18 protein-coding genes are annotated in these 24,715 nt (G+C 73.6%); 9 read left to right on the forward strand and 9 right to left on the reverse strand.

The window, feature by feature from the left end; translation table 11 throughout:
• Window positions 1-2: 2 nt before the first annotated feature.
• A complete protein-coding gene (locus ABT154_RS00375; RefSeq protein WP_351850956.1) occupies window positions 3-155 on the forward strand; it encodes a DUF6126 family protein in 153 nt (50 codons plus the stop codon).
• Window positions 156-177: 22 nt separating this feature from the next.
• On the opposite strand, the gene ABT154_RS00380 is transcribed toward ABT154_RS00375, so the two are convergent.
• From ABT154_RS00380 to ABT154_RS00400, 5 genes are all read right to left on the reverse strand, one after another.
• The gene (locus tag ABT154_RS00380) at window positions 178-606 is read right to left on the reverse strand and encodes an STAS domain-containing protein (protein WP_351850959.1); all 429 of its coding nucleotides are present in this window, start codon (window positions 604-606) and stop codon (window positions 178-180) included.
• A 93-nt stretch (window positions 607-699) separates the two neighbouring features.
• Window positions 700-2,346 (reverse strand): SulP family inorganic anion transporter, encoded by a 1,647-nt coding sequence (locus ABT154_RS00385; protein ID WP_351851980.1) that lies wholly within the window; start codon window positions 2,344-2,346, stop codon window positions 700-702.
• Between the two features lie 71 nt (window positions 2,347-2,417).
• Window positions 2,418-2,759 (reverse strand): ArsR/SmtB family transcription factor, encoded by a 342-nt coding sequence (locus ABT154_RS00390; RefSeq protein WP_351850961.1) that lies wholly within the window; start codon window positions 2,757-2,759, stop codon window positions 2,418-2,420.
• 158 nt (window positions 2,760-2,917) lie between these two features.
• Window positions 2,918-7,696 (reverse strand): DNA repair ATPase, encoded by a 4,779-nt coding sequence (locus ABT154_RS00395; RefSeq protein ID WP_351851983.1) that lies wholly within the window; start codon window positions 7,694-7,696, stop codon window positions 2,918-2,920.
• Between the two features lie 206 nt (window positions 7,697-7,902).
• Window positions 7,903-10,059 (reverse strand): flotillin family protein, encoded by a 2,157-nt coding sequence (locus ABT154_RS00400; protein ID WP_351850964.1) that lies wholly within the window; start codon window positions 10,057-10,059, stop codon window positions 7,903-7,905.
• 314 nt (window positions 10,060-10,373) lie between these two features.
• On the opposite strand from ABT154_RS00400, the gene ABT154_RS00405 reads away from it, so the two are divergent.
• From ABT154_RS00405 to ABT154_RS00420, 4 genes are all read left to right on the forward strand, one after another.
• The gene (locus ABT154_RS00405) at window positions 10,374-11,435 is read left to right on the forward strand and encodes a PucR family transcriptional regulator (protein ID WP_351850967.1); all 1,062 of its coding nucleotides are present in this window, start codon (window positions 10,374-10,376) and stop codon (window positions 11,433-11,435) included.
• 186 nt (window positions 11,436-11,621) lie between these two features.
• Window positions 11,622-13,550 carry a potassium channel family protein gene (locus tag ABT154_RS00410; RefSeq protein ID WP_351850970.1) on the forward strand — a complete coding sequence of 643 codons (1,929 nt, stop codon included), beginning with the start codon at window positions 11,622-11,624 and terminating at the stop codon, window positions 13,548-13,550.
• Between the two features lie 113 nt (window positions 13,551-13,663).
• Complete coding sequence (locus ABT154_RS00415) at window positions 13,664-14,539, forward strand: glycosyltransferase family 2 protein (protein WP_351850973.1); 876 nt, start codon at window positions 13,664-13,666, stop codon at window positions 14,537-14,539.
• 150 nt (window positions 14,540-14,689) lie between these two features.
• Window positions 14,690-15,877, forward strand: a complete 1,188-nt coding sequence (locus tag ABT154_RS00420; RefSeq protein ID WP_351850975.1) for a serine/threonine-protein kinase — start codon at window positions 14,690-14,692, stop codon at window positions 15,875-15,877.
• Between the two features lie 36 nt (window positions 15,878-15,913).
• On the opposite strand, the gene ABT154_RS00425 is transcribed toward ABT154_RS00420, so the two are convergent.
• Window positions 15,914-16,195, reverse strand: coding sequence for a hypothetical protein (locus tag ABT154_RS00425; protein ID WP_351850978.1), 282 nt, complete (start codon window positions 16,193-16,195; stop codon window positions 15,914-15,916).
• A 186-nt stretch (window positions 16,196-16,381) separates the two neighbouring features.
• Between ABT154_RS00425 and ABT154_RS00430 the strand changes: the two genes are divergently transcribed.
• Window positions 16,382-18,211 (forward strand): alkyl/aryl-sulfatase, encoded by a 1,830-nt coding sequence (locus tag ABT154_RS00430; protein ID WP_351850979.1) that lies wholly within the window; start codon window positions 16,382-16,384, stop codon window positions 18,209-18,211.
• A gap of 25 nt (window positions 18,212-18,236) precedes the next feature.
• Here ABT154_RS00430 and ABT154_RS00435 read toward each other — a convergent pair whose 3' ends face one another.
• On the reverse strand, window positions 18,237-19,265 hold the full coding sequence (locus ABT154_RS00435) for a YdcF family protein (protein ID WP_351850981.1): 1,029 nt from the start codon (window positions 19,263-19,265) through the stop codon (window positions 18,237-18,239).
• A 138-nt stretch (window positions 19,266-19,403) separates the two neighbouring features.
• Entirely contained in the window at window positions 19,404-20,804 is a 1,401-nt protein-coding gene (locus ABT154_RS00440; RefSeq protein WP_351850983.1) for a tetratricopeptide repeat protein, read from the reverse strand.
• Between the two features lie 115 nt (window positions 20,805-20,919).
• Here ABT154_RS00440 and ABT154_RS00445 point away from each other — a divergent pair, with 115 nt between their 5' ends.
• Entirely contained in the window at window positions 20,920-21,213 is a 294-nt protein-coding gene (locus tag ABT154_RS00445; protein ID WP_351850986.1) for a DUF6191 domain-containing protein, read from the forward strand.
• Here ABT154_RS00445 and ABT154_RS00450 read toward each other — a convergent pair.
• Window positions 21,191-22,021: a class I SAM-dependent methyltransferase gene (locus ABT154_RS00450; RefSeq protein ID WP_351850988.1), complete on the reverse strand. Its 831-nt coding sequence runs from the start codon at window positions 22,019-22,021 to the stop codon at window positions 21,191-21,193. The two genes, ABT154_RS00445 and ABT154_RS00450, sit on opposite strands and share 23 nt — an antisense overlap.
• A gap of 71 nt (window positions 22,022-22,092) precedes the next feature.
• Between ABT154_RS00450 and ABT154_RS00455 the strand changes: the two genes are divergently transcribed.
• Both ABT154_RS00455 and ABT154_RS00460 read left to right on the forward strand, forming a co-directional pair.
• Window positions 22,093-23,928, forward strand: a complete 1,836-nt coding sequence (locus ABT154_RS00455; RefSeq protein WP_351850991.1) for a S9 family peptidase — start codon at window positions 22,093-22,095, stop codon at window positions 23,926-23,928.
• A gap of 24 nt (window positions 23,929-23,952) precedes the next feature.
• Window positions 23,953-24,693, forward strand: a complete 741-nt coding sequence (locus ABT154_RS00460; RefSeq protein WP_351850994.1) for an SURF1 family protein — start codon at window positions 23,953-23,955, stop codon at window positions 24,691-24,693.
• Window positions 24,694-24,715 lie beyond the last annotated feature (22 nt).

The raw sequence follows: 24,715 nt of genomic DNA on the forward strand, positions 1-24,715 counted from the left end.
GCATGAGCGGGCGTTCGACGCGCGACGACGGCGACATGGAGCGGTGGAAGGAACGCGGCGTGATGCTGCGGGTCTTCGTCTACGTGTTCGCGACCCATCTCTTCGCCGGCTTCGTCTGGCTGCTCTTCCACGTCGGGCAGCACGCGCCGAAATAGGCAGCCGCCGCGTCCTCCGCGGTCAGGCGTGCCGGGCGGCGGGCTCGGGGCGCCGCACGGCCAGCGGCCAGTCGTCGCTCTGCCACTCGCGCGGTTCCTCGACCGGGGCGTCGGGGCGCGCGTGGGCGGCGAGCGCGGTGGGCAGGTCGCAGTGGACGGGAATGGGCCGGTGGTCACCGGCCGGGACGAGGGAACCGTCGGCCGGGATCGCGGCGAGTTCGAGCGGGCGGCCGTCGGCGGCCAGCCGTCGGGCGGCCTCCGCGACCGCGAGCTGACCGCCGACCGACCAGCCCCGCAAGCGGGTCAGGTCGAGGACGACCGGCCCGGCGCCGCGGGCGAGGACCCAGCCGACGGCTCCGTCGAAGCGGGCGACCGCGTCGGCGCCGAGGAACCCCGCGAGGGAGAGGACGGCCAGGTGGGGGTGGGTCGTGTAACGCCATTCGATGGTCATCGGGCTGCCTTCGTCCTTACAGGGGGCATGGGCGGGCGGGCTCACAAGGGGCCGCTTCGGAGGCGTCGGCCCTTCGACGGAGCGCGGCGGCGGTCATCGGGACACCTCCTCGGCGGCCGGGGGTGCGGCGGCGAGGATTCCCGTCGCCCGCAGATGGGCGCGGGCGCCCGCGATCGCCTCGGGCGTCGTCGCGTACTCCCGTCCGTCGAGCCGCAGCAGGTCCAGGGCGCCGACGGAGTCCAGGGCCTGGCGCTGCTCCGGCCGTATCCCGGAGGTCATGACCACGATGCCGCGCCGGTTCAGCTTCTCGACGGCGTCCTTGAGGACGAGCGCGCCGGTGGCGTCGACGGTGGTGACGCGGGACATGCGCAGGATGATGACGCGGACGTCGGCGACCTCGGCGAGTTCGAGGAGGAAGCGGTGGGCGGCGGCGAAGAAGAGGGGGCCGTCGATGCGGTAGGCGACGATGTGCTCGGCGAGCAGCGCGTGTTCCTCGTCACTGTGCCCGCCCGGCAGGTCGGGGCGGAAGTCGACCTCGGCGAGCCGTGCCTGCTTGGCCACGGCGCGCAGGGCGAGCGCCCCGGCGACGACGATGCCGATGATCACCGCGTAGACGAGGTCGAGGACGAGGGTGGCCACGGCGGTGAGCGCGAGGACGACGGCGTCGGAGCGGGTGGCCTTCGCCATGGCCCGCAGCGAGCCGACCTCGACCATGCGGACGGCGGTGGCGAGCAGGACGCCGGCGAGCGCGGCCAGCGGGATCTTCGAGACCAGCGGGGCGGCGGCGAAGACGATCACGGCGAGGACGGCCGCATGGGTGAGGGCGGCGAGCCGGGAGCCGGCCCCGGAACGGACGTTCACCGCGGTACGGGCGATGGCGCCGGTCGCCGGGACACCGCCGAACAGCGGCGCGGCCAGGTTCGCGAGCCCCTGCCCGAACAGCTCCCGGTCCGGATCGTGCTTCTGCCCCACGGTCATGCCGTCGGCGACCTGCGCGGAGAGCAGGGACTCCAGCGCGGCGAGCGCCGCGACCGCGACGGCCGGGGCCATCAGGGACCCGAGCCGGGAGAGGTCGACGAAGCCGAGGGACGGGGCGGGCAGCCCGGCGGGCAGATCGCCGATGGGCGCCGCCGCGTCGAGGTGGCACACCTGCGCCACGACCGTGGCGACGATCACGGCCACGATGGAGAACGGAACGGCCGGCCGCCACCGGGCCCCGAGCAGCATGAGCGCGGCGACACCGAGGGCGAGCCCGACGGCCGTCCAGTTCGGCGCCTCGACAAACTCCCCGACGGCGCGCCAGGTGACCGTGAGGACGCGGTCGCCCTCGGGCTTGGTGACACCGAGCGCGTTCGGCACCTGCTGGAGAGCGATCACCAGGGCGATGCCGAGGGTGAAGCCCTCCACGACGGAGGCCGGGATGTAGGCCATGTACCGGCCGGCCCGGGCCAGCGCCAGACCGACCACGATCAGCCCCGCGAGCAGCCCGACCATGAGGACACCGCTCGGCCCGTACCGCGCCACGATCGGCACGAGGACCACGGTCATGGCCCCGGTCGGGCCCGAGACCTGGAGGTTCGAACCACCGAAGACGGCGGCGACTGCCCCGGCGACCACGGCGGTCGCGAGCCCGGCCTCCGCGCCGAGGCCGGAGGAGACGCCGAAGCCGAGCGCGAGGGGCAGTGCCACGATGGCCACCGTCAGCCCGGCGAGCAGATCACGGCGCGGATCACGGCCCATGGCCGCGGCGTCCGCGCGGGTGGGCAGGAGAGCACGCAGGCGGCGCAGTGCCGTAGCGGCGAGGGCGCCGCTCACCGGCCCGCGACCTCGGCTTCCCGCAGCTCGGTGAGCAGCTCGTTCTGCCCGGCCAGCATCTCGGTGAGGATGCGCCGCGCGGCCTGCATCAGGTCGGCGACGTCACCCCCCGCGAGCGTGTAGACGACCGTCGCCCCGTCGCGTGTCGACGTCACGATCCCCGACCGGCGCAACACCGCGAGCTGCTGCGACAGCGAGGGCGGCTCCACCTCGATCGCGGCGAGGAGGTCCCGTACGGCCATGGGGCCGTTCTGCAGCAGCTCAAGGACCCGGATGCGTACGGGGTGTCCCAGCATCCGGAAGAACTCGGCCTTGGCCTGGTACAGCGGGACCGGCACGATCGCCCACTCTCCTCATACCCGGCGCCCCCGGGGGCGCCGCTCGTCCGGTGCCGCGCCCGCGGCTACCTACGGGTACGACCCCCCAAGGATGTATCGAATTGCCGAATTATGCAATTGAGACACTTGATAGGGGATCAGTCGCGCGTCGGCGGGGTTCACTCCGAGTTGCCCCCGGTCGCTCGCGTGATCGCCTTCTCCACCGCCGTGATGCGGTTCGCCAGGTCGGTCAGGGCCGTTATCGCGCTGGCCAGAGGGGTTTCCTCCGTGGTGCGGTGGGCCGTGGTGATCTGCTTCCAGCGGGCGGACTGGGCGGGCGTCAGCGGGCCTCTCAGCGTGGCCAGCTTGAGGAGGTTGCCCTCCGCTTCCGTCGTCAGGGTCTGGGCTTCCGCCGTGTAGTGGTCGTCGATCACCGCGGCCAGTTCGGTCTCGTTCATCGACGGGGAGAGGCGGGCCGTGATGCGGTTCATGTTGCGGTACGAGCCCTGGAGGCGGAAGGGCGGTTCGGTGCGGGTGGCGTCGGACTGGGCGGCCGAGGCGATGTAGGCGCGGTTGACCGCCAGGACGGTCTCACGGGCCGTGAGGACGTGCCGGAGGACGGCGAGGATCCGGTCCAGTTCGGCCGGCGGGTAGGGGTGGGTCAGGCGGTCGCCTCTGGCGGTCGGGTCGCCGGCCGCCAGACGGGTCAGCAGCTCCAGGTCGGCGCGGTCGCGGCCGGCCAGCGGGGCGAGGACCGGGTGGGAGGTGAGGGCGTTCTCGACGAAGCTGAGGGCGAAGGCCTCCTCCTTGCCGGTCAGGACGTCGCCGAGGTTCCAGACGTCGGCGCGGTTGGCGAGCATGTCGGGGACCTGGAAGCGCCCGCCCGACTCGGTGTACGGGTTGCCCGCCATGCAGACGGCGAAGCGCTTGCCCCGCAGGTCGTGGCCGTTCAGCGTCCGGGTGGCGTCGCAGAGCGGGATGAACTTCTGCAGGAACTCCGGTGAGGTGTGCTGGATGTCGTCGACGTACAGCAGGACGTTGCTGCCCGCCGTCAGCGCGAAGTCGATCTTCTCCAGTTCGCGGCGGGCGGTCGCGTCGGGCGCCTCGGCCGGGTCGAGCGAGGTCGTGCGCTGCCCGAGGGCCGGGCCGTCGATCTTGACCAGGAGCAGACCGAGGCGGTCGGCGACGTACTCGACCAGCGTGGTCTTGCCGTAGCCCGGCGGGGAGAGCAGGAGCAGCAGGCCGTGGGAGTCGGTGCGCTTGGCCGCGCCCGCCGCGCCGAGCTGCTTGGCGAGGCTGTCGCCGACCAGCGGCAGATAGACCTCGTCGACGAGCCGGTTGCGGACGAAGGAGGACATGACCCGGGGCCGGTGCTCGTCCACCCTGAGCCGGGCGCGTTCGGCGGCGACCAGTTCCGAGCGGCGCCGCTGGTAGGCGCGGAAGGCGGGTACCTCCCGGTCCGCGAAGTCCCCCGTCCTGGCCAGGTACTCGTCGAGCCGCAGGTCCAGGGCGCGACCGCGCACCCGGGGGTGGGCGCCGAGCAGTCCGGGGACGGTGGCCGAGGCCGGGGCGGCGATCTCGTAGCGCTGGAGCTCCGGTCCGAGTTCGACGGCGACGGCCTCCGCGATCACCGCCGGGTCGGGGCTCTCCCCCGCCGCCGAGGCGTACGCGGAGAGCCAGACCTCGACGAGCTGCCGCCGGGCGCCCGGGTCGGTGAGACCGGCGAGGGCGTCCTCGTACGCGGAGCCGCCGACGGCGCGGCGGAACTTGTCGAGCAGGGTCCCGGCCGCTCCCGAGAGGGCGAAGCCCGCCGGGGCGCAGGCGAGTTCGGCCACCAGATACGCGGCGGCCACCGGGTCGCCGATCTCCTCCGCCAGCTCGCCCCGCAGCCCGTCGAGCGCCGAGTCCGCGCCGAAAAGGTCCCGGGCCCCGGTGAGCGCCACCGCCCGCCGAGTCCACTGCTCGCGGGCGCCGGCGGTGGTGGAGTGCGCCCAGAACATCTGGGCGGCGGCCCGCGCGCCCGCCGGGTACCGCAGCGGTCCGGCGCCCTCGTGGAGGCCGAGCAGCACCTCCAGGATCGCCGCCGCGTCGTGGTCGTGGACCCCGCGCTCGTACCCCTCGTCGTACGCGGCCTCCGCCGCGCGCCGGGCGAGCGCGGGCAGGTCGGCTTCGGCCAGCCCGTCCGTGCCGTGCTCGGCGAGCAGGCGCGCCGCGAGGTACTCGGAGCGGTAGACCTCCGGCGACTCGGAGGGCAGCGTCCGGTCCCAGTACGGACGGGTCTCCGCGAACTCCGGGTCGGCGACCGGCGACCGGTAGTCCGTCCCGGTCAGCGCGAACGCCAGGGTGTCCCCGTACGGTACGAGCGTCAGCTCCGGGGCCTGCCGGTTGACGGCGAAGCGGTGCCGGCCGAGGCGGATCGTGTCGCCGCCGTCCGCGTACAGGTCGGTGCGGTCCCGCAGGGCGCGTCCGGCCTCCTGGCGGGCGGAACCGAGCCGGCCCTCCAGCTCCTCCGCCCGCACCTGGTCGCCGAGGGCACGCAGTTCGGCGGCGGTGCGGCGGACCTTGCCGACCATGGGGTCGGAGGCGAAGTAGGTGTGCACCTCGTCGAGCGAGCCGAGGGTTCCGGCGCGCCGGGCGACCGCCTCCAGGATGCGGGCGGCCGACTCCGCGAGCCGCTCCGCCCGGCGGGCGCGGGCGTCCTGGAGGGACTGCCCGCGGGCCGTGAAGGCCTCGTGGACCTCGGTGCGCTTCCGGGTGAGGTCGGCGAGGAACCCGTCGTGCTCCGCGAAGCGGGACTCCAGGTTCTCCAGCTGGAGCAGCAGCCGCGCGAGCTGCTCCTCGCAGTGCTCGGGGGTGTCCGCCGCGGCCAGGGCGCCGGTGACGGCCTGCCCGAACAGTGCCGACTCGGCGGCGAACTCGGCCCGGCCCTCGCCGTCGAGGAGTTCGGCGCGGCGGGCGGTGAGCACGGCTCGGGCCCGGTTCAGGGAGCCCAGGACGTCCGCGATCCGCTCCAGGATCGAGGTGCGGACGGTCGCGTCACCGATGTCCAGGCCCGCGACGATCTCGCTGAGCGTCCGTAGTCCGTCGGCGTGCGCGTCGAGCCGTTCCCCGACGGGTCCCGTCTCGGCGACGGTGGCGAGTTCGGCGGCCTCGGCGGCGAGCCGGTCGGCCTCCGCGCGGTGGGCGGTGAAGGCGTCCTCGCGCCGGAGGAACGCGACGGCCCGCCGGCCGGCGGCGACGATGTCGGACTCGACGTCGGCGGCGAGCGCGTCGACGCGTTCCGTGTCCGCGTGCCGCATCTCCTTCAGCGTCACCAACCGCCCCTGTGCCCGGCGGAGTTCGGTGATCCGGTCGATCCACTCCTCGGCGGTCGCGGGCGACTCCCCGCGGATGCGCCGGACGAGACCGGCGATCCGGGCGGCGGCCTCGTCCAGCGCCTCGGCCGCCTCACGGGTGAGCGTGGTCACCGTACGGAACTCGTCGAGGACCTGGGCGGCGGTGGTCCGCAGTTCGGTCAACGGGCCGCGCAGATCGCCCGCTTCGGGGTCGCCCAGCCAGTGGTGGACGTCGGCGGCGCGGACGCAGGCGGCGACCAGCGCCGCGTACACCTCGGTGGCGGGGGTGAGTTCGGTGGCCTGCCGGGCGATCGAGAGGCAGTCGGCGATGCCCCGGACGAGGTCGGCGTTGCCGATGCGGGCCAGCGGGCCGTCCCCGGCGGCGCCCGGGTGGGTGTCGGCGGCGTAGGGCGTGCGCCAGACCTGTACGGGGTGGGCCCGGCCGGCCTCCCCGGGTTCGGCGCGCAGGACGACCATCGTCCCGTCGTCGAGGAGGGTGTGCCCGCCGCAGACGACCGGCGCGGCGATCTCCTTGCGGATCAGGTTGTACGGGAGGAGCAGCCCCCGGCCCTCCGCCGCGGCGTGGAAGACGAAGAGGATGTCCTCGCCGTCGGGCGAGCGGACCGCCCGGTCGAAGGCGAGCCCCGAGGTGTCGGTGTCGAAGGTCTTCGCGCCGCCGGAGGCCAGGCAGTAGCCGCCGGGGAAGACGATCCCCTCGTCCTCGGGCAGCCGCAGACAGGCCTGCCCGATGCCGTCCAGCCTGACCACCTCGCCGGTCAGGGTGTTGAAGACCAGGTGGCGGGTGGTCTCCTCCTTGTACGGGCGGACCCGCACCAGGACCAGGGCGCCCACCGTGGCGTACCCGACCTCGGCGTCCGCCAGGGACTGGAGGGGTTCGTCGACGGGCTCGGAGTGGACGCCCTCACCGGTCTCGGTGTCGTTCTCGGTCTTGACCGTCAGCGTCCCGCCGACCGTCGAGACGAAGATTCCGCCGCCGAGCGCGATGTGCGGGTGCCGGCCCGGCACGTGGTCGTCGCGGGTCGTCGCCGTCCACTCGACGTCGTGCGAGGGCGGCGCGATGTTGTCGCGGTCGCCCCGGGCGTCGAGGAACCTCGTCGCGCCGGACGGATCGACCGACCAGCGCAGGACGCGGAGGTCCTCGGCCTTCGCGCCGGTGCGGAAGACCGCGAGGAGGCGGTCTCCGACCCGGCGCAGCCGCAGCAGCCGGGCGCCCCGGAAGTAGCGGTGCAGCGCGGTGAACTCCGCGAGGAAGGCGGGGTCGTCGAGCAGGCCGGGCACGGCGTCGTCGGCGAGCGGGGCGAGGTCGCGGTCGTGCAGTGTGAAGACGTCGGAGACCGGGCGCTCGGCGTCTCCGGCGACGGCGGTGGCGGCGGTGTGGCTGCCGAGGAGCAGGACGCCGTCGCCGACGGCGACGAGGTCGCGCGGGACCGCGGGGCGCTCGGTGCGCAGGCGGCCGGTGCCGGTGAGGGCGATCTCTCCGGAGCCGAACTGGGCGGTACGGGCCCGGTTCAGGGCCTCGGTGCGGCGGGCCAGCTCCGCCGCCTGCGCGGCGAGCCGGTCACGGAGCACCCCGTACGCGTCCTGGTCCATGCCGGCGCTCATCCGGTCCTGCTCCGTTCCGGAGCCCGGCCGTTCCCGGTCCACGCCGGAGCCCTTCCGGCTCTCGTCCGTCCCGGTGCTCATCCGGCCCGACTCGCTTCCGGTGCTCATCCGGTCCTGCTCCCCTCGTGGCGTGATGATTGCGGGTCCGGTGCCGCCGACTCCCCCGTGCGGCACCGGACCCGTCGTGACCGCTCCCCCCGGTGCGGTCAGCTGGTGAGGGCGGCGGTGTCGCCCCTGTCCGTGCCGTTCGCGGCGGCGGTGGCGTTCGCGGCAGCGTTGGCGTTCGCGGCAGCGTTGGCGCCGTTCCCGTTCCCGTTCATGTTCCCGTTCCCGTTCATGTTCCCGATCGCGGCCGTGAGGCCCGCCCCCGCGGCCCCGTCGAGCACTCCCGAGTTCATGACCTTCGCCAGGAGCGCCGAGACGCTGAGGTTCTGCACATCGCCGGTGGACAGCGAGCCGAGCACCTTGGTGAGGTCCTCCGTGAAGGAGCCCTCGCCGTTCAGCCACGGGCCGGCGAGCGCCTGCGCGGTACGGCTGTGGTCCATGAAGCCGTCGACGGACCGGCCCATCGAGACCGACTGCACGAGCCGGTCGAGGAAGACGGACTCGCCCCCGACGATGTTGATGTCGGCGTTCTCCAGGCCGGTGGCCAGGACCGTCGCCTGGGCCTCCGCGACCTGCCGCTGCACTTCGAGGCCGGCCAGCCGGATGTCCTTCTCGGCCGCCAGGCGGAGCCGGTACTCCTCGTGCGTACGGGAGGCGTCGTCGAGCGCCGCCATCGCCGCCGCCTTCTCGGTCAGACCGGCGGCCTCCGCCTTCAGCTTCTCGCCGATCGCGGTCGCCTCGGCGAGTGCGATCTCGCGGGTGCCGACGGCCTCCGCGAGCGCCTTCTCCCGGGCGCCGGCGGCCTCGGCGCGCAGCCGGGCCTCGGTGGCCTCCGCCTCCGCGCGGCCGGCCTTCTCGATCGCGTCGGCCTCCTTCTCCCTGACCTGCACGGCGGCCAGTCCGGCCGCGGCGGCCTCCGCCTGGACACCCTCGGCGAGCCGGATCTTGGCGCGGGCGTCCATGTCGGCGGCCTTGTTGCGGGCCTCGGCCAGGGTCAGTTCCTCGGCGGCCCGGTGGACGGCCGCCTGCTCGGCCGCCTCCGCCGCCTTGATGTCCTTGACCAGCTTCTCCTGGGCCTCCGCCTCGGCGGCGATCACCACGGCCTGCCGGGTGCGCTCGGCCTCCTCGACCATCCGCAGCCGCTTGATCGACTCCTCCTGCTCCGCGACCGTGCGGTCCACGGCAACGCGCTCGCGGATCACCTCGGCGATGTCGCGGCGCTCCGCCTCGACCTCCTTCTCCGCGGAGATGCGGGTCAGTTCGGTCTCCCGGTCGCGGGCGATGACTTCGAGCAGGCGGTCCTTCTCGATCCGCTCGTTCTCGACGGCGATGACCCGCTCGCGGTTCTTCTGCGCGACCGCGACCTCGCGGGCCTGGTTCTCCCGCTGGACGCCGAGCTGCTCCTCCGTGCGCAGGAAGGCGCTCTGCGCGCGCAGCCGCTCCTCCTCCACCACCCGGGCGGTCTCGGCCTCCTCGCGGGCCCGCGAGGTGTCGATCTCGCGCTTCTGCTTGATCTCGGCGTCCGCCTGGCGCCGCTCCAGCTCCAGGATGGCTTCGCGGGCGTCGACGTTCTGCCGGGTGATCTCCTTCTGCTCGTTCTGCCGGTACTCGTTGGTCCGGACGTTCTCCAGGGCCGTCAGCTCGGTGATCTTGCGGATGCCCTGGGCGTCGAGGATGTTGCCGGGGTCGAGCTGGTTCAGCGGCGTCTGCTCGACGTGGTCGATGGCGGCGTCCTCGAGGTGGTAACCGTTGAGGTCGATGCCGATGAGCTCGATGATCCGGTACCGCAGTTCCTCGCGCTTGGTGTAGAGGTCGGTGAAGTCGAGCTGCTTGCCGACGGTCTTGACGGCCTCGGAGAACTTGGCGTGGAACAGCGCCTCCAGGGTCTCCTGGTGGCTGGCCCGCTCGGTTCCGATGGCCTGCGCGACCTTGATGACGTCCTCGACGGTCTTGTTGACCCGTACGAAGAACGAGATCCGGATGTCCGCGCGGATGTTGTCCCGGCAGATCAGTCCGTCCCGGCCGGTGCGGGAGATCTCGAAGGTCTTCACCGAGATGTCCATGACCTCGGCCTTGTGCAGCACCGGCAGCACGACCTGCCCGGTGAAGGTGACGTCGACCTTCCGCATCTTGGAGACGATCAGCGCCTTGCCCTGCTCGACCTTGCGGAACAGCCGGCTGAGCACGAAGACGAGAGCGAGTACGAAGAGCAGGACGACGGCGCCGAGCACGCCGGCGCCCGTGGTGATGGCATCCATGAGAAGTCCTCGGGTGAGGTGTGCCGCGCGAAGAGACGCGTGGCGTGTGACGTGTGACCAAAGGGGTCAGGGGGGTGCCGTCCGGGCGGGCGGTGACTCCCCTCCCCCTGACGCACGGACACTTCCGGCCCCCGGCACAGGAACTGCCGCCCGTGCCCCGGATGACTTCATCCTGCACCCGGCGTACGCGCCTGCGCATTGCCGGTGACCGGCAACCTTTAACGCCTTCTTTATGCCGGGGACGCTCCCGGCTGGCACTCTTGATCACCGTGTGCCGGTGACGCGCCGGAGCACAGGGGACCCGGGAGGGAAACATGGCGCAACGCACGGGGGGATCGGAGTACCTGGAGGGGTACGCCGAGCTGCTGGCCGAGGTCTGCGCGACCGGCAGACGGCTGACCCGCGAGGAGTTGGAGGGGCTGCGCTCGCGCGGCGAGGGGGCCGCCGAGGCCGGTCTCGGGCTGCGGTTCTTCGTCCGGGCCCATCTCGCCGCCGCGCGCGCGGCCCAGTCCGGTGCTCCGCGTACCGATCCCGACCGGCTCCTGGCCGTCATAGAGCAGGCCGTCGACGCCTTCGCCGAGGGCCACGAGCACGCCCAGACCCTGGCCGTACGCCAGGAGGAGGCCGCCAGGCGGGAGTTCATCGACGACCTGCTCTACGGCCGCAGCGACCTCGGCCGGCTGGCCGAGCGCGCCGAGCGGTTCGGGCTGCTGTTCTCGCAGGCCCACGTGGTGGCCGTCGCCCAGGGGCCGGAGCCGTACGCCGACGGCTACCCGGTCTCCCGGAGCGTCGAGTCCTCCCTGCTCGCCCGGTTCGGCGCCCGCCGCATCCTGCTCACCACCAAGGACGGCCGGCTGATCTGCGTCGCGCCCGCCGACGAGCCCGAGGTGCTCAGCCACTTCGCCAAGCAGGCGTACGCCGCGACGAACGGCGGCCGGGTCGCGATCGGCCGGCCGCACCCCGGTGTGGGCGGCGTCGTCCACTCGTACGAGGAAGCCCTCAACGCGCTCGACCTCGCCGACCGCATGGAACTCGACGACCCCGTCCTGTACGCGGCGGACCTCCTGGTCTACCCCGTGCTCACCCGCGACCGGCAGGCCATGGCCGACCTCGTCAGCACCGTGCTCGGCCCGCTCCAGCAGGCCCGCGGAGGCGCCCGGCCGCTCCTCGACACCCTCACCGCCTACTTCGACGCCGGCTGCGTCACCACCGAAGCGGCCCGACGCCTTTCCCTGAGCGTGCGGGCCGTGACCTACCGCCTCGACCGCGTGCACCGGCTGACCGGCTCGGACCCCGGCGACCCGACCCAGCGCTACACCCTCCAGACCGCCGTCATCGGCGCCCGCCTCCTCAACTGGCCGACGCGGGAGCTCTGATCGCGACGGGGCAGCCCCGACGGCGGCTGCGGCGGCCTCGTACGGCCATGGCAGCCCCGTACGGCGCCGGGAGCGGGTGAACGCTGCCGACATCCGGCAGTGACCCGGCGCACACGGCGGTGCCACGATGGCGGGACCCCGGGCTGCCCGGGGACGGGGGCGGGGCCAGGGCAGGGCGGGGGAGACATGGCGGGAACAGTGCCGCGACAGGAGGACGGGAGCCCCCGGGCCGACGGGCCCATGCTGGTCTGCGGCGACGACGGACTCGCCCACCGCCTCGCCGACGAACTGCGGGACGTCTACCGCCAGCGGGTCGTCCTGGTCGTCCCCGAGGAATGGGCCGCCCAGCGGGCGGCCGAAACCCCGGACGGGCCGGTCGCCGCGCCGGACACCGATCCCGGCGACACGACCGGTGGCGGTCTCGTCCTGCCCGTACGGGTCATGACCGCGCCCGCCCCGACCGCGGCCGCGCTGCTGCGCGCCGGGGCCGACCGCGCGACCGCCCTCGCGCTGCTCTACGAGGACGACGAGACCAACCTCCGGGCCGCGCTCGCCGCCCGCCGCCTCAACCCCGGCCTCCGGCTCGTGGTGCGGATGTACAACCGCAAGCTCGGCCAGCGCCTCGAGGCGCTGCTCGACCAGTCCGCGCTGGTGCGGACGCCCGGCCTGAACCGGGCCGTCCTCGACGCCTCCACCACCGTCCTGTCCGACGCGGACACCGCCGCGCCCGCGCTCGCCGCCACCGCCGTCGCGGGCACGAGCAAGGTCGTCCAGGCCGACGGCGTCCTGCTGCGCGCCGCCGAACGCCCCCCGCCCGCACGCGGCGAGGTGCCGGACGCCGGGCTCTGCACCCTGGCGCTGCTCTCGTCCACCACGACCGACCCGGCGGGCGCCGAGGGCTCGGAGGCCGACCGGGAGGGCCCCCATCTGCTGCCCGACGATCTGACGGTGGCGGGCACCGGCGGGCGCGGCAGCATCGTCCTGGAGACCGTCCGGTACGCCGGTCCCGCCCTGCCCGTACGGCGCCTGGCCCGCCGCGGCGCCCCGCTGCGCGAGCTGTTCTCCGTCCGGCTGCGCTGGGCCGTCGCCGGGTTCCTCGCCTCCGTCCTCGCCCTGACCTGCGTCACCACGCTGCTCACCGACGCCGACCCGGTGCACGCCGCCTACCTCACGCTGCTCGATCTGTTCTCCATCAACGACCCCGCGCTCGGCGCGCCCGTCACCCACCAGGTCCTGCAGCTGCTCTCCGGTCTCGTCGGCCTGGCCCTGCTGCCGCTGCTCGTCGCCGGAGGGCTCGAAGCGCTCGGCACCTTCCGCGACGCGAGCGCGCTGCGCCGCCCGCCCCGGCGGCTGTCCGGCCATGTGGTGCTGCTCGGGCTCGGGAAGGTCGGCACCCGCGTCCTCGCCCGGCTGCGCGAGCTCGACATCCCCGTCGTCTGCGTCGAGGAGGACCCCGACGCCCGGGGCATCCCGCTGGCCCGGAGCCTCCACGTGCCGGTCGTCCTCGGGGACGTCACCGAGGACGGCGTCCTGGAGGCGGCCAAGATCGACCGCGCCCACGCCCTCCTCGCCCTGACCAGTTCGGACACCACGAACCTGGAGGCGGCCCTCTCCGCCCGTACGGCCAAGCCCGATCTGCGGGTCGCGCTGCGCCTGTTCGACGACGACTTCGCCACCGCCGTCTACCGCACGCTGCGCACCGCGTACCCGGACGCGCTCACCCGCAGCCGCAGCGTCAGCCACCTCGCCGCGCCCGCCTTCGCCGGGGCCATGATGGGCCGCCAGATCCTGGGCGCGATCCCGGTCGAGCGGAAGGTCCTGCTCTTCGCCGCGCTGCTCGTCGCCGGGCACCCGCAGTTCGAGGGCCGTACGGTCGCCGCGGCGTTCCGGCCGGGGGGCTGGCGGGTCCTCGCCCTCGACACGGCCGACCCCGCAGCCCGCCGCCCGGACCTCGCCTCCGCGCGCCAGGACGGCGACCGGCCCGAGCTGCTGTGGAAACCCCATCCCGGGTACGTCCTGCGGCCCGAGGACCGCGTGGTCATCGCCGCGACCCGCCGTGGCCTGGCCGAACTGCTCGCGCGGCGGCCCGTGGACCGCGACGCCCGAGGCGTATGAGGCGCATGAGGGCGGACGTGGGCCGGGAGGGGTAGCGGGCCGGGTGCCGCAGCGGGCCGGGCACGGCGGCGGCGCTAGCATCGGCGGATTGTCGATCACTGGAGTTCACCGCCATGCCGCTGCCCCGTATCGGAGTCGTCATCGTGACCATGGGCACCCGCCCGCGGGAACTGGAGGCGCTGCTCGCTTCGGTGGCCGCGCAGGACGTGCCCGCCGCGCGGGTCGTGCTCGTGGGCAACGCGACGCCCCTCACCGAGGTCGTGACCACCGCCACCAAGATCCCGCTCGAAGAGAACCTGGGCTGCCCCGGCGGCCGTAACGTCGGCCTCGAACTGCTGCGGGACTCCGGCGACGTGGACGTCGTCGTCGAGCTGGACGACGACGGCCTGCTCATCGCGGACGACGTGTTCCGCCGGGTCCAGAGGCTGTTCGCGGAGGACCCGGCGCTGGGGATCGTCGGGTTCCGGGTCGCCGACGAGCACGGGCACACCGAGCGGCGCTGGATCCCCCGGCTCCGTGCGGACGACCCGATGCGGCGCGGACTCGTGACCGCCTTCCTCGGCGGCGGGCACGCCTTCTCCATGCCGATGCTCCGGCAGACCGGCCTGTGGGCGGGCGAGTTCTTCTTCGGGCACGAGGAATCCGACCTGGCCTGGCGGGCGCTCGACGCGGACTGGAAGATCCTCTACGAACCCGAACTCGTCCTCCAGCACCCGAGGACCTCCCCGGCCCGGCACGCCGGCCACTACCGGTTCACCGCCCGCAACCGGGTCTGGCTGACCCGCCGCCGGCTGCCCGCCGTCCTCGTCCCGGTGCACCTCGGCGTGTGGATGCTCCTCACCCTGGTGCGGACGCGGTCCCTGACGGCCCAGCGGGCGTGGTGGAGCGGCTTCTTCGAGGGCGTACGGACGCCGTGCGGCCCCCGCAGGCCGATGCGGTGGCGCACGGTGTGGCGCATGACCCGGCTGGGCCGCCCGCCGGTCCTCTGATCCTCCGGTCCTCCGATCCTCCGGTTCCGGAGGCGGTAGCGCCCTCGGCGGAGGCCTGCTCGGGGGGAGCGCGGCAAGAGGCGCCGGCGGGCGGCTCTACGCTGGTTCTCTTCCGTCAAGTTGATCGATCGTCGAAAGGGTGGTCTCCAGGTGCTGGTCGCGGACCGATATCGGCTTCATGTGTGTATCGGCCGGGGCGGCATGGGCGAGGTGTGGCAGGCCACCGACGAGGTGCTCGGCCGGTCCGTGGCCGTGAAGCTGATGCTGGCGCACGCGGCCGACCCCTCCGCCGGTGACCGGTTCCGCCTGGAGGCGCAGACGGCGGCCCGGCTGAGCCATCCGCATGTGGTCGGTGTCTTCGACTTCGGCACCTGGGACGGAAAGCTGTTCCTCGTCATGGAGCTGGTGGAGGGCGACAGCCTCGCCGGTACCCCCGCCGATCCGCTGGTCCTGCCCGCCGAGCGGGTCGCCGTGGTCGCCGCGCACGCCGCCGCCGGGCTCGCCGCCGCGCACCGGCAGGGTGTCGTACACCGGGACATCAAGCCGGGGAACCTGCTCGTCGACGCCGACGGCACGGTCAAGCTCGCCGACTTCGGCATCGCGCGGTTCGTGGACGACCCCTCGGGGGCGCTCACGACGACAGGTCAGATCGTGGGCACCGGGCTGTACCTGGCGCCCGAGCGCGCCCTCGGACAGCCCGCCTCGTCCGCGTCGGACGTGTACTCGCTGGGCTGTGTGCTCTACCAACTCCTCACCGGCCTCACGCCGTTCCGCGCGGACACGGCGACCGCCCTGCTGTACCAGCACATCGACACCCCTCCGGTGCCACCGAGCAGACTCGGGGTGGTGCTGCCGCCCGACTTCGAGACGTATCTGCTGAGCCTGCTCGCCAAGCAGCCCGAGCAGCGGCCCCCGGCCCAGGCCATCGCGGACTGGTTCTCCTCCGGTGCCTGGCGCGCCTACTCGCAGCAGGCCCCGGCACAGACCCGCCCGGCCGCCGCACCGCACCCCGCTCACGCACCGCGGACCGGGCACGGGCACACCACTCACGGCTCGCACACCACGCACAGCTCACATGCCACGCACGGCCCTCACGCCCCGGCGGCCCCGCAGCACCACCCCGGTCCGCCGCCGCCGGCCGTCCGCACCCGGCCCGTTCCCGCACCCGCCTCCGCCGCCCCGCAGGCACCCGCGTCCCGGCGCCGCGAGCGCCCCGGCTCCGTCAGCGGCAGCGGGCTCGCCGAGCTCTCCCGGCGCCGCCCCCGCAAGACGGCCGCCGTGGCCGGGGCCATCGCCTTCGTCGTCTTCCTGGTCATCGGGATGGCCTGGCTCTCCTGAGCGGGCCGCGGGCTTTCTCCCGGCACGCCCCAGGTTTCAGTACAGCCTCGGTGCCATCACCTGCGGATCCGCGTCCGCCGTCGCGAGCAGCAGGCAGCGCGGTACGCCCGGCCCCGGGGTGGCCCGTACCGTCACCGTCGTCGGCGGGTCGGTCGGCAGCTCGATCGGGACCGACACCGGCCGGTCGTCCGTGGTCGTGGCGTGGCCGGTCTCCTTGCCGTCGACGAGGACCTCGACGGCGGGAGTGTGACCGGTCTCGACGGTCGCGGAGACCGAGTGCCCGAGGTAGTCGATGTGGAAGTGGTGGCGTCGCCTCATGGGTCACCTTCCTGCCTCCTCTCAAGAGTAGGCAGGAAGGCCCGCTCCCGCCGCTCACACCGGCCCCGGTACGGGCGTCGGCGGGCGCCCCGGCGCTGATCGCCGCCGGAGTGCGGCCGTACGGCCCCGGTGTTCAGATGGACCGGTACGCCGCACACCGCCCCCGCGGAACGGAGCACCCGGCACATGAGCGACACCCTGCCCTCCTTCGAGGACACCACCGACTTCGAGAACGCCGACCGGGGTTTCCTCGGCGCCCTCGTCCCCGGCGTGATCACGGCCGCCGACGGGCGGACGGTCTGGGACAACGACGCCTACGGCTTCCTGAAGGCCGAGTGCCCCGACACCGCCCACCCGAGCCTCTGGCGCCAGGGCCGGCTGTGCGCCCGGCAGGGCCTGTACGAGGTCACCGAGGGCATCTACCAGGTGCGCGGGCTCGACCTCTCCAACATGACGATCGTCGAGGGCGAGCGCGGCATCGTCGTGATCGACCCGCTGATCTCCGCCGAGACGGCCGCCGCCGGCCTCGCGCTCTACCGGGAGCACCGGGGCGACCGCCCGGTCACCGGCCTGATCTACACCCACTCGCACGGCGACCACTTCGGCGGCGCCCGCGGGATCCTGCCGCACGGCACCGAGGAGGGCGTCCCGATCCTGGCGCCCGCCGGGTTCCTGGAGCACGCGGTCAGCGAGAACGTGTACGCGGGCGGGGCGATGGGCCGCCGCGCCGGGTACATGTACGGCGTGATGCTGCCCAAGTCGCCGAAGGGCCAGATCGGCATCGGCCTCGGACAGGCCACCTCCACGGGCACGATCACCCTCGTCCCGCCGACCGTGGACATCGTCCGCACCGGCCAGGAGGAGACGGTCGACGGGGTGCGGATCGTCTTCCAGCTCACCCCGGGCACCGAGGCCCCGTCCGAGATGAACTTCCTCTTCCCCGACCACCGCGCCCTGTGCCTCGCCGAGAACGCCACGCACAACATGCACAACGTGCTGACCCTGCGCGGGGCCGTCGTCCGCGACTCCCGGATCTGGGCCCGGTACCTCGACGAGGCCATCGAGTACTTCCACGGCCGCTACGACGTCGGCTTCGCCTCCCACCACTGGCCGACCTGGGGCCATGACAACGTGGTGCGGTTCCTGTCCGAGCAGCGCGACCTGTACGCGTACATGCACGACCAGACCCTGCGGCTCCTCAACGACGGCCTGACCGGCGTCGAGATCGCCGAGCGGATCCAGCTGCCGCCCGCCCTGGAGAGGTCCTGGCACGCGCGCGGCTACTACGGCTCGCTCTCCCACAACGCCAAGGCGATCTACCAGCGCTATCTGGGCTGGTACGACGGCAACCCGGCCCATCTCTGGGAACAGCCGCCGGCCGAACTCGCCGAGCGGTACGTGGAGGTGGCGGGCGGACCGGCCGCAGCCCTCGCCAAGGCCCGTACGTACGTCGAGGCGGGCGACCTCCGCTTCGCCGCGACCCTGCTCAACCACCTCGTCTTCGCCGACCCGGAGAACACCGGGGCGAAGGAGACGCTGGCCGAGGTCTACGAGCGCCTCGGGCACGGCGCCGAGAACGGCACCTGGCGCAACTTCTACCTGACGGGAGCCAAGGAGCTCCGCGAAGGGCCCCGCTCCGACATCGTCGAGCTCTCGAACCCCGAGATGCTCATGGCCCTCACGGTCCCCATGCTCGTCGACTCGATCGCGATCCGGGTCGACGGACCGCGCGCCTGGGACGACGAGCTGACCATCGATCTCGTGCTGAGCGACGAGAACGCCCGCCACCGCCTCACCCTCCACAACGGAGCCCTCACCCACCGGGCCGTCACGGGCGAGCCCCGGACGCCCCCCGGGCTCACCCTCACCCTGACCAAGGCCCAGCTGCTCGGCCTGCTGGCCGGGCGGGGCCTCCAGGAGCTGGGGGTCGGGGTGGAAGGCGACCCGGCGCTGCTCGCGCGCCTCTTCTCGTACGTGACGAAGGCCGACCCCGACTTCCCGGTCGTCACCCCGTGAGCCGCCTCCCGACGGCCCCGGCCGGTCAGCGGACCGCCAGCCCGGCGAGCCCGGCGAGCACCCCGAGCAGGATCAGCGTCAGGCAGATCCCCAGGTTCACCACCTTGTACTGGAGGAAGACCGCGACGAACTCGCGCATGATCGCCGACGGCCAGAAGTAGGCGGCGGTCGGTGAGCCCACCACCTGGCCGTCGACGCCCGCTCTTCGGGCCGTGAGGGCGGCCCGGAAGGCGTGGAAGTTGTTGGTGACGATCACGCACGCGGAGCCCGGCCGGTCCCGCTCCATCAGCTCCTTGCTGAACAGCATGTTCTCGTCGGTGGTGCGCGAACGGTCCTCGCGCACCACCGCGTCGGCCGGGAAGCCGCGCTCGACGAGGTAGTCGGCCATGGCGTGCGACTCGGGGACCTCCTCGTCGGGGCCCTGTCCGCCGGAGGTGATGAGGACCGGCGGGCCGCTCCGGCTCCGGTCGCGGGCGGCCAGCATCTCGTACACCTGCCGTCCCCGGTCCAGCCTGCTCGCGAGCAGCGGGGGCACCCGCCGGCCGCCGATCAGGCCGGAGCCGAGGACCACCACGTAGTCGGCGTCCCGGCGGATGCGCATGCTCCCGTACAGGAAGGCGTATCCGATGAAGCAGAGGAAGAGGAAGGAGACGTAGCCGAGGACGAGGAGTGTGGTGCCGACGATCAGGCCGAGGACCCAGGAGCGGGCGACGACGGCGGCCACGGCCAGGGCCATCACCCCGAACATGCCGAGCCCGGCGAGGAGGGACAGCAGGTTGGCCGGGCGTCTGCCCTCCTTGCGGACCATCTTCACGCCGTTCGCGCAGAGCAGCCCGGCGAGGACGACCGGGCCGAGGCCGAGCACGAGCAGCCCGCAGACCATCACGGTCTCGGCCACGCCCGGTGGGGCGTCCTCGATCCCGGCGAGGAGCCCGAGCCCGAGGAAGGTGACGGCGAGGCCGAGGTACACGGCGTTGCCGAAGCGGCGCCGGTCGCGCAGCACACCGGCCCCGAAGAGCAGCAGGAACACGGCGGCCACGACGAAGGCGAACATGTCGGCATCGTAGACAGCGGAACCGGTCTCCGACGGAGCGCGGACGGATCTGTGGAAAACTCCCGGGCGGGCCCCGGCATCCGGTCTCGTGCGTGCGTCCACCGGCGGTCCGAGTGCGGCTGCCGGCGGTCTGTACGCCTACCGGCGTTCCGCCAGGGTGAACAGGCCCAGCCTGGCGCCCTCCTCGTAGGCGTCCCGCAGTTCCGGATCGTCGAGCAGCGAGCCGAGTGCCCGCTCGCTGCGGGCGCGGATCGCCGCGCAGTACTCCGCCGGCCGGTACGACGGCTCGAAGGCCGAGCCCCGCAACACGTCCACCGCGCCCAGGAGATGGGCCGCCCTGTCGTTCCTGCCGCTCATCGACCACATCTGGGCCAGGAGTTCCGCCGCGGCGGCGGCCCCCACCGACGAACCGAGGCGCAGATGCTCGCGCAGGGCCCGTCGGGCGTGGCCCGCGGCCCGCTCCGGGTCCCCGTCCCAGGCGGCGAGTTCGGCCCGGACGTGCGAAGCCCAGGACTCCGAGTAGAGGTCACGGCCCGCCCAGGTGCGCCGGGTCCCGTGCTCCCGGTCCGACTGGTCGAGCGCCTCCTGCGCGGCCTCCGGGTCGGTCCGGCACAGCGAGAGCGCCAGGCCGACCCAGCACCCGTGGCGGCTCGGCCCGAAGTCGGTCCGCTCCCCCACCAGGGCCAGCGCGTCCCGGAACTCCTCCGCCGCCGCGTCCGTCCGCCCCTGGAACAGCGCGGTCGTGCCCCGCAGATGGGCCAGCATCCCGAGGGCGTGCTCGTCGCCGTCCCGTACCGCCGCCGCCCAGGCCCGGACGAGGATCGGCTCGGCGTCCTCGGGCCGGCCGGACTCCAGTTCCAGGAAGGCGGCGAGCCACAGGGCCCGGGCCGAGGGGGGTTCGGTGTGCAGGGAGAGGGCGTGCCGGAGCCGGTTGCGGCCCTCGTCGACCCGCCCGCAGGCCACCCACAGGAACCAGAGGGAGACGGCGACCTCGACGGCCGCGGCGGCCTCGTCGGCCGGGGTGGGCCACGCGTTCGTCGGGTCCATGGCGGCGGCCAGGTCGGGGAGTTCGCGCAGGGCGAGGTCGCGGGCGTCGAGCTGGCGGCCGCTCTGCCACCAGTCCGCGGCCCGCCGGGCGGTCTTCACGCACCAGCGCCGGTGGCGCGGGACGACGGAGCCGCGGTCGCCGCGCCCCGTGAGGTGCCGGGCTCCCACCGCCCGCACCGGGTGCGGCATCCAGTAGCGGGGGGCGTCGGGTTCGCCGTCGAAGAGGTCGTCGACGGGCAGCAGGGCGAGCGGGGCGAGCCGGTCGAGGACCGCGGGGATGCGTGCCGGAGGCAGCAGTTCCGAGGCGCACACCTCCTGGACGGCGTCCAGGCCGAAGGCGCCCTCGAAGACGGAGAGCCGTTCCCACAGGAGACGCTCGGCGGGTCCGCAGAGGGCGTAGCCCTCCTCGGCGGCGTCGAGTTGGGCGGCGCTCACCCGCTCCCCCCACAGCATCGCCGTCCCGGCCGGTCCACCGGACCCTGTGCGCGCCATTGATCACTCTCTCCCCATCAGTCACTCATTCAACATCCTGGGGGTGCTCCCCGCGCCGGGCAAGGTCATGCCCCGACCCGTGACCCGATCCGGGCGGTCGTGTTCTGATGGGGACATGGAGTTCGCCGTGTTCGTGACGCTGCCCGGTCTGGTCATCCTGCTGACCGTGATCGCCTTCGCCGATCAGCTGCTGCGGATGACCGGCCGGGGGAAGCGCACGGGACAGGTCTCCTCGACCGGCTTCGAGCAGCTGCACGCCACCTTCTCGCAGGGAAAGCAGAACGAACTCAAGGAGCGGCGGAGTTCGCTGGTGCTGCGGGACGACGAGGAGGACGGCGCCCCGCCGAACCGCTCGACGGTGGACCTGTCGGGCGGTCGCGCCGTGATCAGGCTGGGCGGGACGCCTTGACCGAGTACATCAGCGGGATGCGCGGGCGGTCCGCCGGGAAGCGGTAGTAGCCGTCCTCGTGCTGCTGGAGCGCGCCGTAGCGGGGGAACAGCGAGGCGTCGTGCTCGTGCAGGAACTCGATCCGCAGCCCCGCCCTCGCGAGCGCCGTGACGACCTCGCCGACCGGGTGCACCCACTCCACGCTGCGGTTGTGGACGGTGACCGCGTCGAGCTCGGCGTATGTGCCGGGCGTCGTGTCCACCCACGGTTCACGGACGAAGTAGTCGTGCACGACCCGGCTGCCGGTCTCGTCGTCGAGCGAGTCGGTGAGCGGATGGAACTCGGCCACGTAGAGGAAACCGCCCGGGGCCACCAGCGACGCGGCGGTCTCCGCCCAGCGCTCGATGTCCGGGAGCCAGCACAGCGCCCCGCTGCCCGTGTAGACGATGTCGTAGGCGTTGTCCGGGACGGCCTCCGCCGCGTCGTACACGTCGGCGGCGACGAAGGCGGCCCGGTCCTGGGAGAGGCCCAGGTCGGCGGCGAGCGAGCGGGCGGTCTCGACGGCCGGCTCGGAGAAGTCGAGACCGACGACCTGGGAGGCGCCGTGGCGCGCCCAGGAGAGCGTGTCCAGACCGATGTGGCACTGGAGGTGCAGCAGGCTGCGCCCGGTGACGTCACCGACCTCGGCGAGCTCGAAGTCCCGCAGGGCGTCCTTGCCCGCGCGGAAGGTGTCGAGATCGTAGAACGCGCTGGCTGCGTGGATCGGGACGCGCTCGTCCCAGCGGGCGCGGTTGGCCTCGCGCCAGTCCTCGGGGGTCGCGGAGTACATGTCCGCGAGGTTATCCACAGGTTGAGGAGGACGCGACCCGATTGTCCGTCGTGCGGAGCATCATGGGTGCCATGACTCAGAGCGACAACGCCGGACCCGGCCCCGTGCCCACCGACCCGATCCCCCTGTGGGAGCAGCGCTTCCGCGCACCCCGCGTCTCCCTGCCCGAGTGGGCCGAGGAGGCCCCGGACCGCTCGCTGTTCGTGTCGAACGCGACGGGGACGTACGAGCTGTACGCCTGGGACCGGGCGAGCGGGGAGCAGCGGCAGGTCACGGACCGGCCGAACGGCACGACGGACGGCACGCTGTCCCCGGACGGCGCCTGGATCTGGTGGTTCGCGGACACCGACGGGGACGAGTTCGGGGTGTGGATGCGCCAGCCGTTCGGCGGCGGAGCCGACGAGCCGGCCGTGCCCGGCCTCGAAGCCTCCTACCCGGCGGGGCTCGCGATCGGCCGGGAGGGCACGCTCGTGGTGGGCCGCTCCACGGACGAGGACGGCTCGACGATCCATCTCGTACGGCCGGGGGCGGACGCCCCGGTCGAGGTCTACCGGCACCGGGAGTCGGCCGGGGTCGGCGACCTCAGCCACGACGGCGCGCTGATCGCGGTCGAGCACACCGAGCACGGGGACGCGATGCACTCGGCGCTGCGGGTGCTGCGCGCCTCGGACGCGGGTGTGGTCGCGGAGCTGGACGACACCAAGGGCGGCACGGAGGAGCTGGGCCTCGCGGTGCTCGGTTTCGCCCCGGTCGACGGGGACACCCGGCTGCTCGTCGGGCACCAGCGGCGTGGCCGCTGGGAGCCGATGCTCTGGGACGTGACGGCGGGCACCGAGACCGATCTCGCGCTCGACCTGCCGGGCGACGTGTCGGCCGAGTGGTATCCGGACGGCAGCGGCCTGCTGATCGTGCACAGCTTCGAGGCCCGCAGCGAGCTGTGGCGGTACGAGATCGCGACCCGCGCCCTGGTCCGGGTGGAGACCCCGGCCGGTTCGGTGTCGAGCGCGACGGCCCGTCCCGACGGCAGCGTGGAGTACTTGTGGTCCTCGGCGGCCCAGCCGCCGGTGGTGCGGTCCACGGACGGCGGTGTCGTCCTCGACCCGCCCGGCCCGAAGGCGCCGCCGTCGGTGCCGGTGGAGGACGTGTGGGTGGAGGGCCCCGGCGGCCGGGTCCACGCACTGGTGCAGCGCCCGGCGGGCGAGGGCCCCTTCCCCACGGTCTTCGAGGTGCACGGCGGTCCCACCTGGCACGACAGCGACGCCTTCGCCTCGGGCCCGGCGGCCTGGCTCGACCACGGGTACGCGGTGGTGCGGGTCAACTACCGGGGCTCGACGGGGTACGGGCGGGAGTGGACGGACGCGCTCAAGCACCGGGTCGGTCTGATCGAGCTGGAGGACATCGAGGCGGTGCGCGCCTGGGCGGTGGCGAGCGGCCTCGCCGACCCGGACCGGCTCGTCCTCGCCGGCGCCTCCTGGGGCGGCTATCTGACCCTGCTCGGCATCGGCACCCGGCCGGAGGCCTGGGCGGTCGGGCTGGCGGGGGTCCCGGTCGCGGACTACGTCACGGCGTACGAGGACGAGATGGAGGCCCTGAAGGCGCTGGACCGGACGCTGCTGGGCGGCTCGCCCGAGGAGGTGCCCGAGCGGTTCGCGGCCTCGTCGCCCCTGACGTACGTGGACGCGGTGACCGCCCCGGTGCACATCACGGCCGGCGTCAACGACCCGCGCTGCCCGATCCGCCAGATCGACAACTACGTGGACCGGCTCAAGGCCAGGGGCGCGATCCACGAGGTGTACCGGTACGACGCGGGGCACGGCTCGCTCGTGGTGGAGGAGCGGATCAAGCAGGTCGCCCTGGACCTCGCGTTCGCCGCGAAGCACCTGGGGACCCGGGCGAAGGAGAGCTGAGGCCGCTTGCGTACCGTGGGGGGCGTGTACCGGTTCCTGAGAACGCCCCGCTGGTGGGGGATCAACGTCTTCGTCCTGCTGGCGATCCCGTTCTGCGTGTTCATGGGGACGTGGCAGCTGGGCAAGTTCGAGGATCGCGTCGACTCCCACAAGGAGGCCGAGAAGCGGCCCGACGCGAGCACGCTGAAGGCGGTACCGCTGGACTCGCTGCTCCCGGTGGACAAGGAGACCTCGGGCCGGCCGGCCGAGGCGCGCGGCCGGTTCGGGGAGCAGTTCCTCGTCCCCGACCGTGAGCTGGACGGCCGGACCGGCAGCTACGTCCTGACGCTGCTGCGGACGGACGGCGGCCGGTCGCTGCCGGTGGTCCGGGGCTGGCTCCCCACGGGCGCGAACGCGCCCGCCCCGCCGTCGGGCGAGGTCACCGTGGTGGGCGCGCTCCAGGCCTCGGAGACCCAGGGCACGAAGGGCGTCAGCGCGGCGGGCGGGCTGCCGGACGGGCAGCTCGGCATGATCAGCGCGGCGTCCCTGGTGAACGTGGTCACCGACGACGTCTACGACGCCTGGGTCACCCTCACGGACTCCCCCGCCGGGCTGACGCCGGTCCCGGCCGCCGCCGCGGCGGGCACGAGCCTGGACGCGAAGGCCTTCCAGAACCTGGGCTACACCGCGGAGTGGTTCGTCTTCGCGGGCTTCGTCCTCTTCATGTGGTTCCGCCTGGTCCGCCGGGAGGCGGAGGCCTCACGCGACGAGGCGCTGGGCCTGTAGGCCCAGCGCCTCGGAACCGCTC

This window comes from Streptomyces sp. NPDC001728, from assembly GCF_040297565.1.
In the GTDB taxonomy this organism is placed as follows: domain Bacteria; phylum Actinomycetota; class Actinomycetes; order Streptomycetales; family Streptomycetaceae; genus Streptomyces.

Coding starts and splice junctions, on each gene's coding strand:
- ABT154_RS00425 (WP_351850978.1), bottom strand. CDS start 16,195: ATGAGGCGACGCCACCACTTCCACATCGACTACCTCGGGCACTCGGTC.
- ABT154_RS00410 (WP_351850970.1), top strand. CDS start 11,622: ATGGCGGGAACAGTGCCGCGACAGGAGGACGGGAGCCCCCGGGCCGAC.
- ABT154_RS00440 (WP_351850983.1), bottom strand. CDS start 20,804: ATGGCGCGCACAGGGTCCGGTGGACCGGCCGGGACGGCGATGCTGTGG.
- ABT154_RS00400 (WP_351850964.1), bottom strand. CDS start 10,059: ATGGATGCCATCACCACGGGCGCCGGCGTGCTCGGCGCCGTCGTCCTG.
- ABT154_RS00435 (WP_351850981.1), bottom strand. CDS start 19,265: ATGTTCGCCTTCGTCGTGGCCGCCGTGTTCCTGCTGCTCTTCGGGGCC.
- ABT154_RS00430 (WP_351850979.1), top strand. CDS start 16,382: ATGAGCGACACCCTGCCCTCCTTCGAGGACACCACCGACTTCGAGAAC.
- ABT154_RS00455 (WP_351850991.1), top strand. CDS start 22,093: ATGACTCAGAGCGACAACGCCGGACCCGGCCCCGTGCCCACCGACCCG.
- ABT154_RS00385 (WP_351851980.1), bottom strand. CDS start 2,346: ATGGGCCGTGATCCGCGCCGTGATCTGCTCGCCGGGCTGACGGTGGCC.
- ABT154_RS00450 (WP_351850988.1), bottom strand. CDS start 22,021: ATGTACTCCGCGACCCCCGAGGACTGGCGCGAGGCCAACCGCGCCCGC.
- ABT154_RS00445 (WP_351850986.1), top strand. CDS start 20,920: ATGGAGTTCGCCGTGTTCGTGACGCTGCCCGGTCTGGTCATCCTGCTG.
- ABT154_RS00405 (WP_351850967.1), top strand. CDS start 10,374: ATGGCGCAACGCACGGGGGGATCGGAGTACCTGGAGGGGTACGCCGAG.
- ABT154_RS00380 (WP_351850959.1), bottom strand. CDS start 606: ATGACCATCGAATGGCGTTACACGACCCACCCCCACCTGGCCGTCCTC.
- ABT154_RS00375 (WP_351850956.1), top strand. CDS start 3: ATGAGCGGGCGTTCGACGCGCGACGACGGCGACATGGAGCGGTGGAAG.
- ABT154_RS00395 (WP_351851983.1), bottom strand. CDS start 7,696: ATGAGCGCCGGCATGGACCAGGACGCGTACGGGGTGCTCCGTGACCGG.
- ABT154_RS00415 (WP_351850973.1), top strand. CDS start 13,664: ATGCCGCTGCCCCGTATCGGAGTCGTCATCGTGACCATGGGCACCCGC.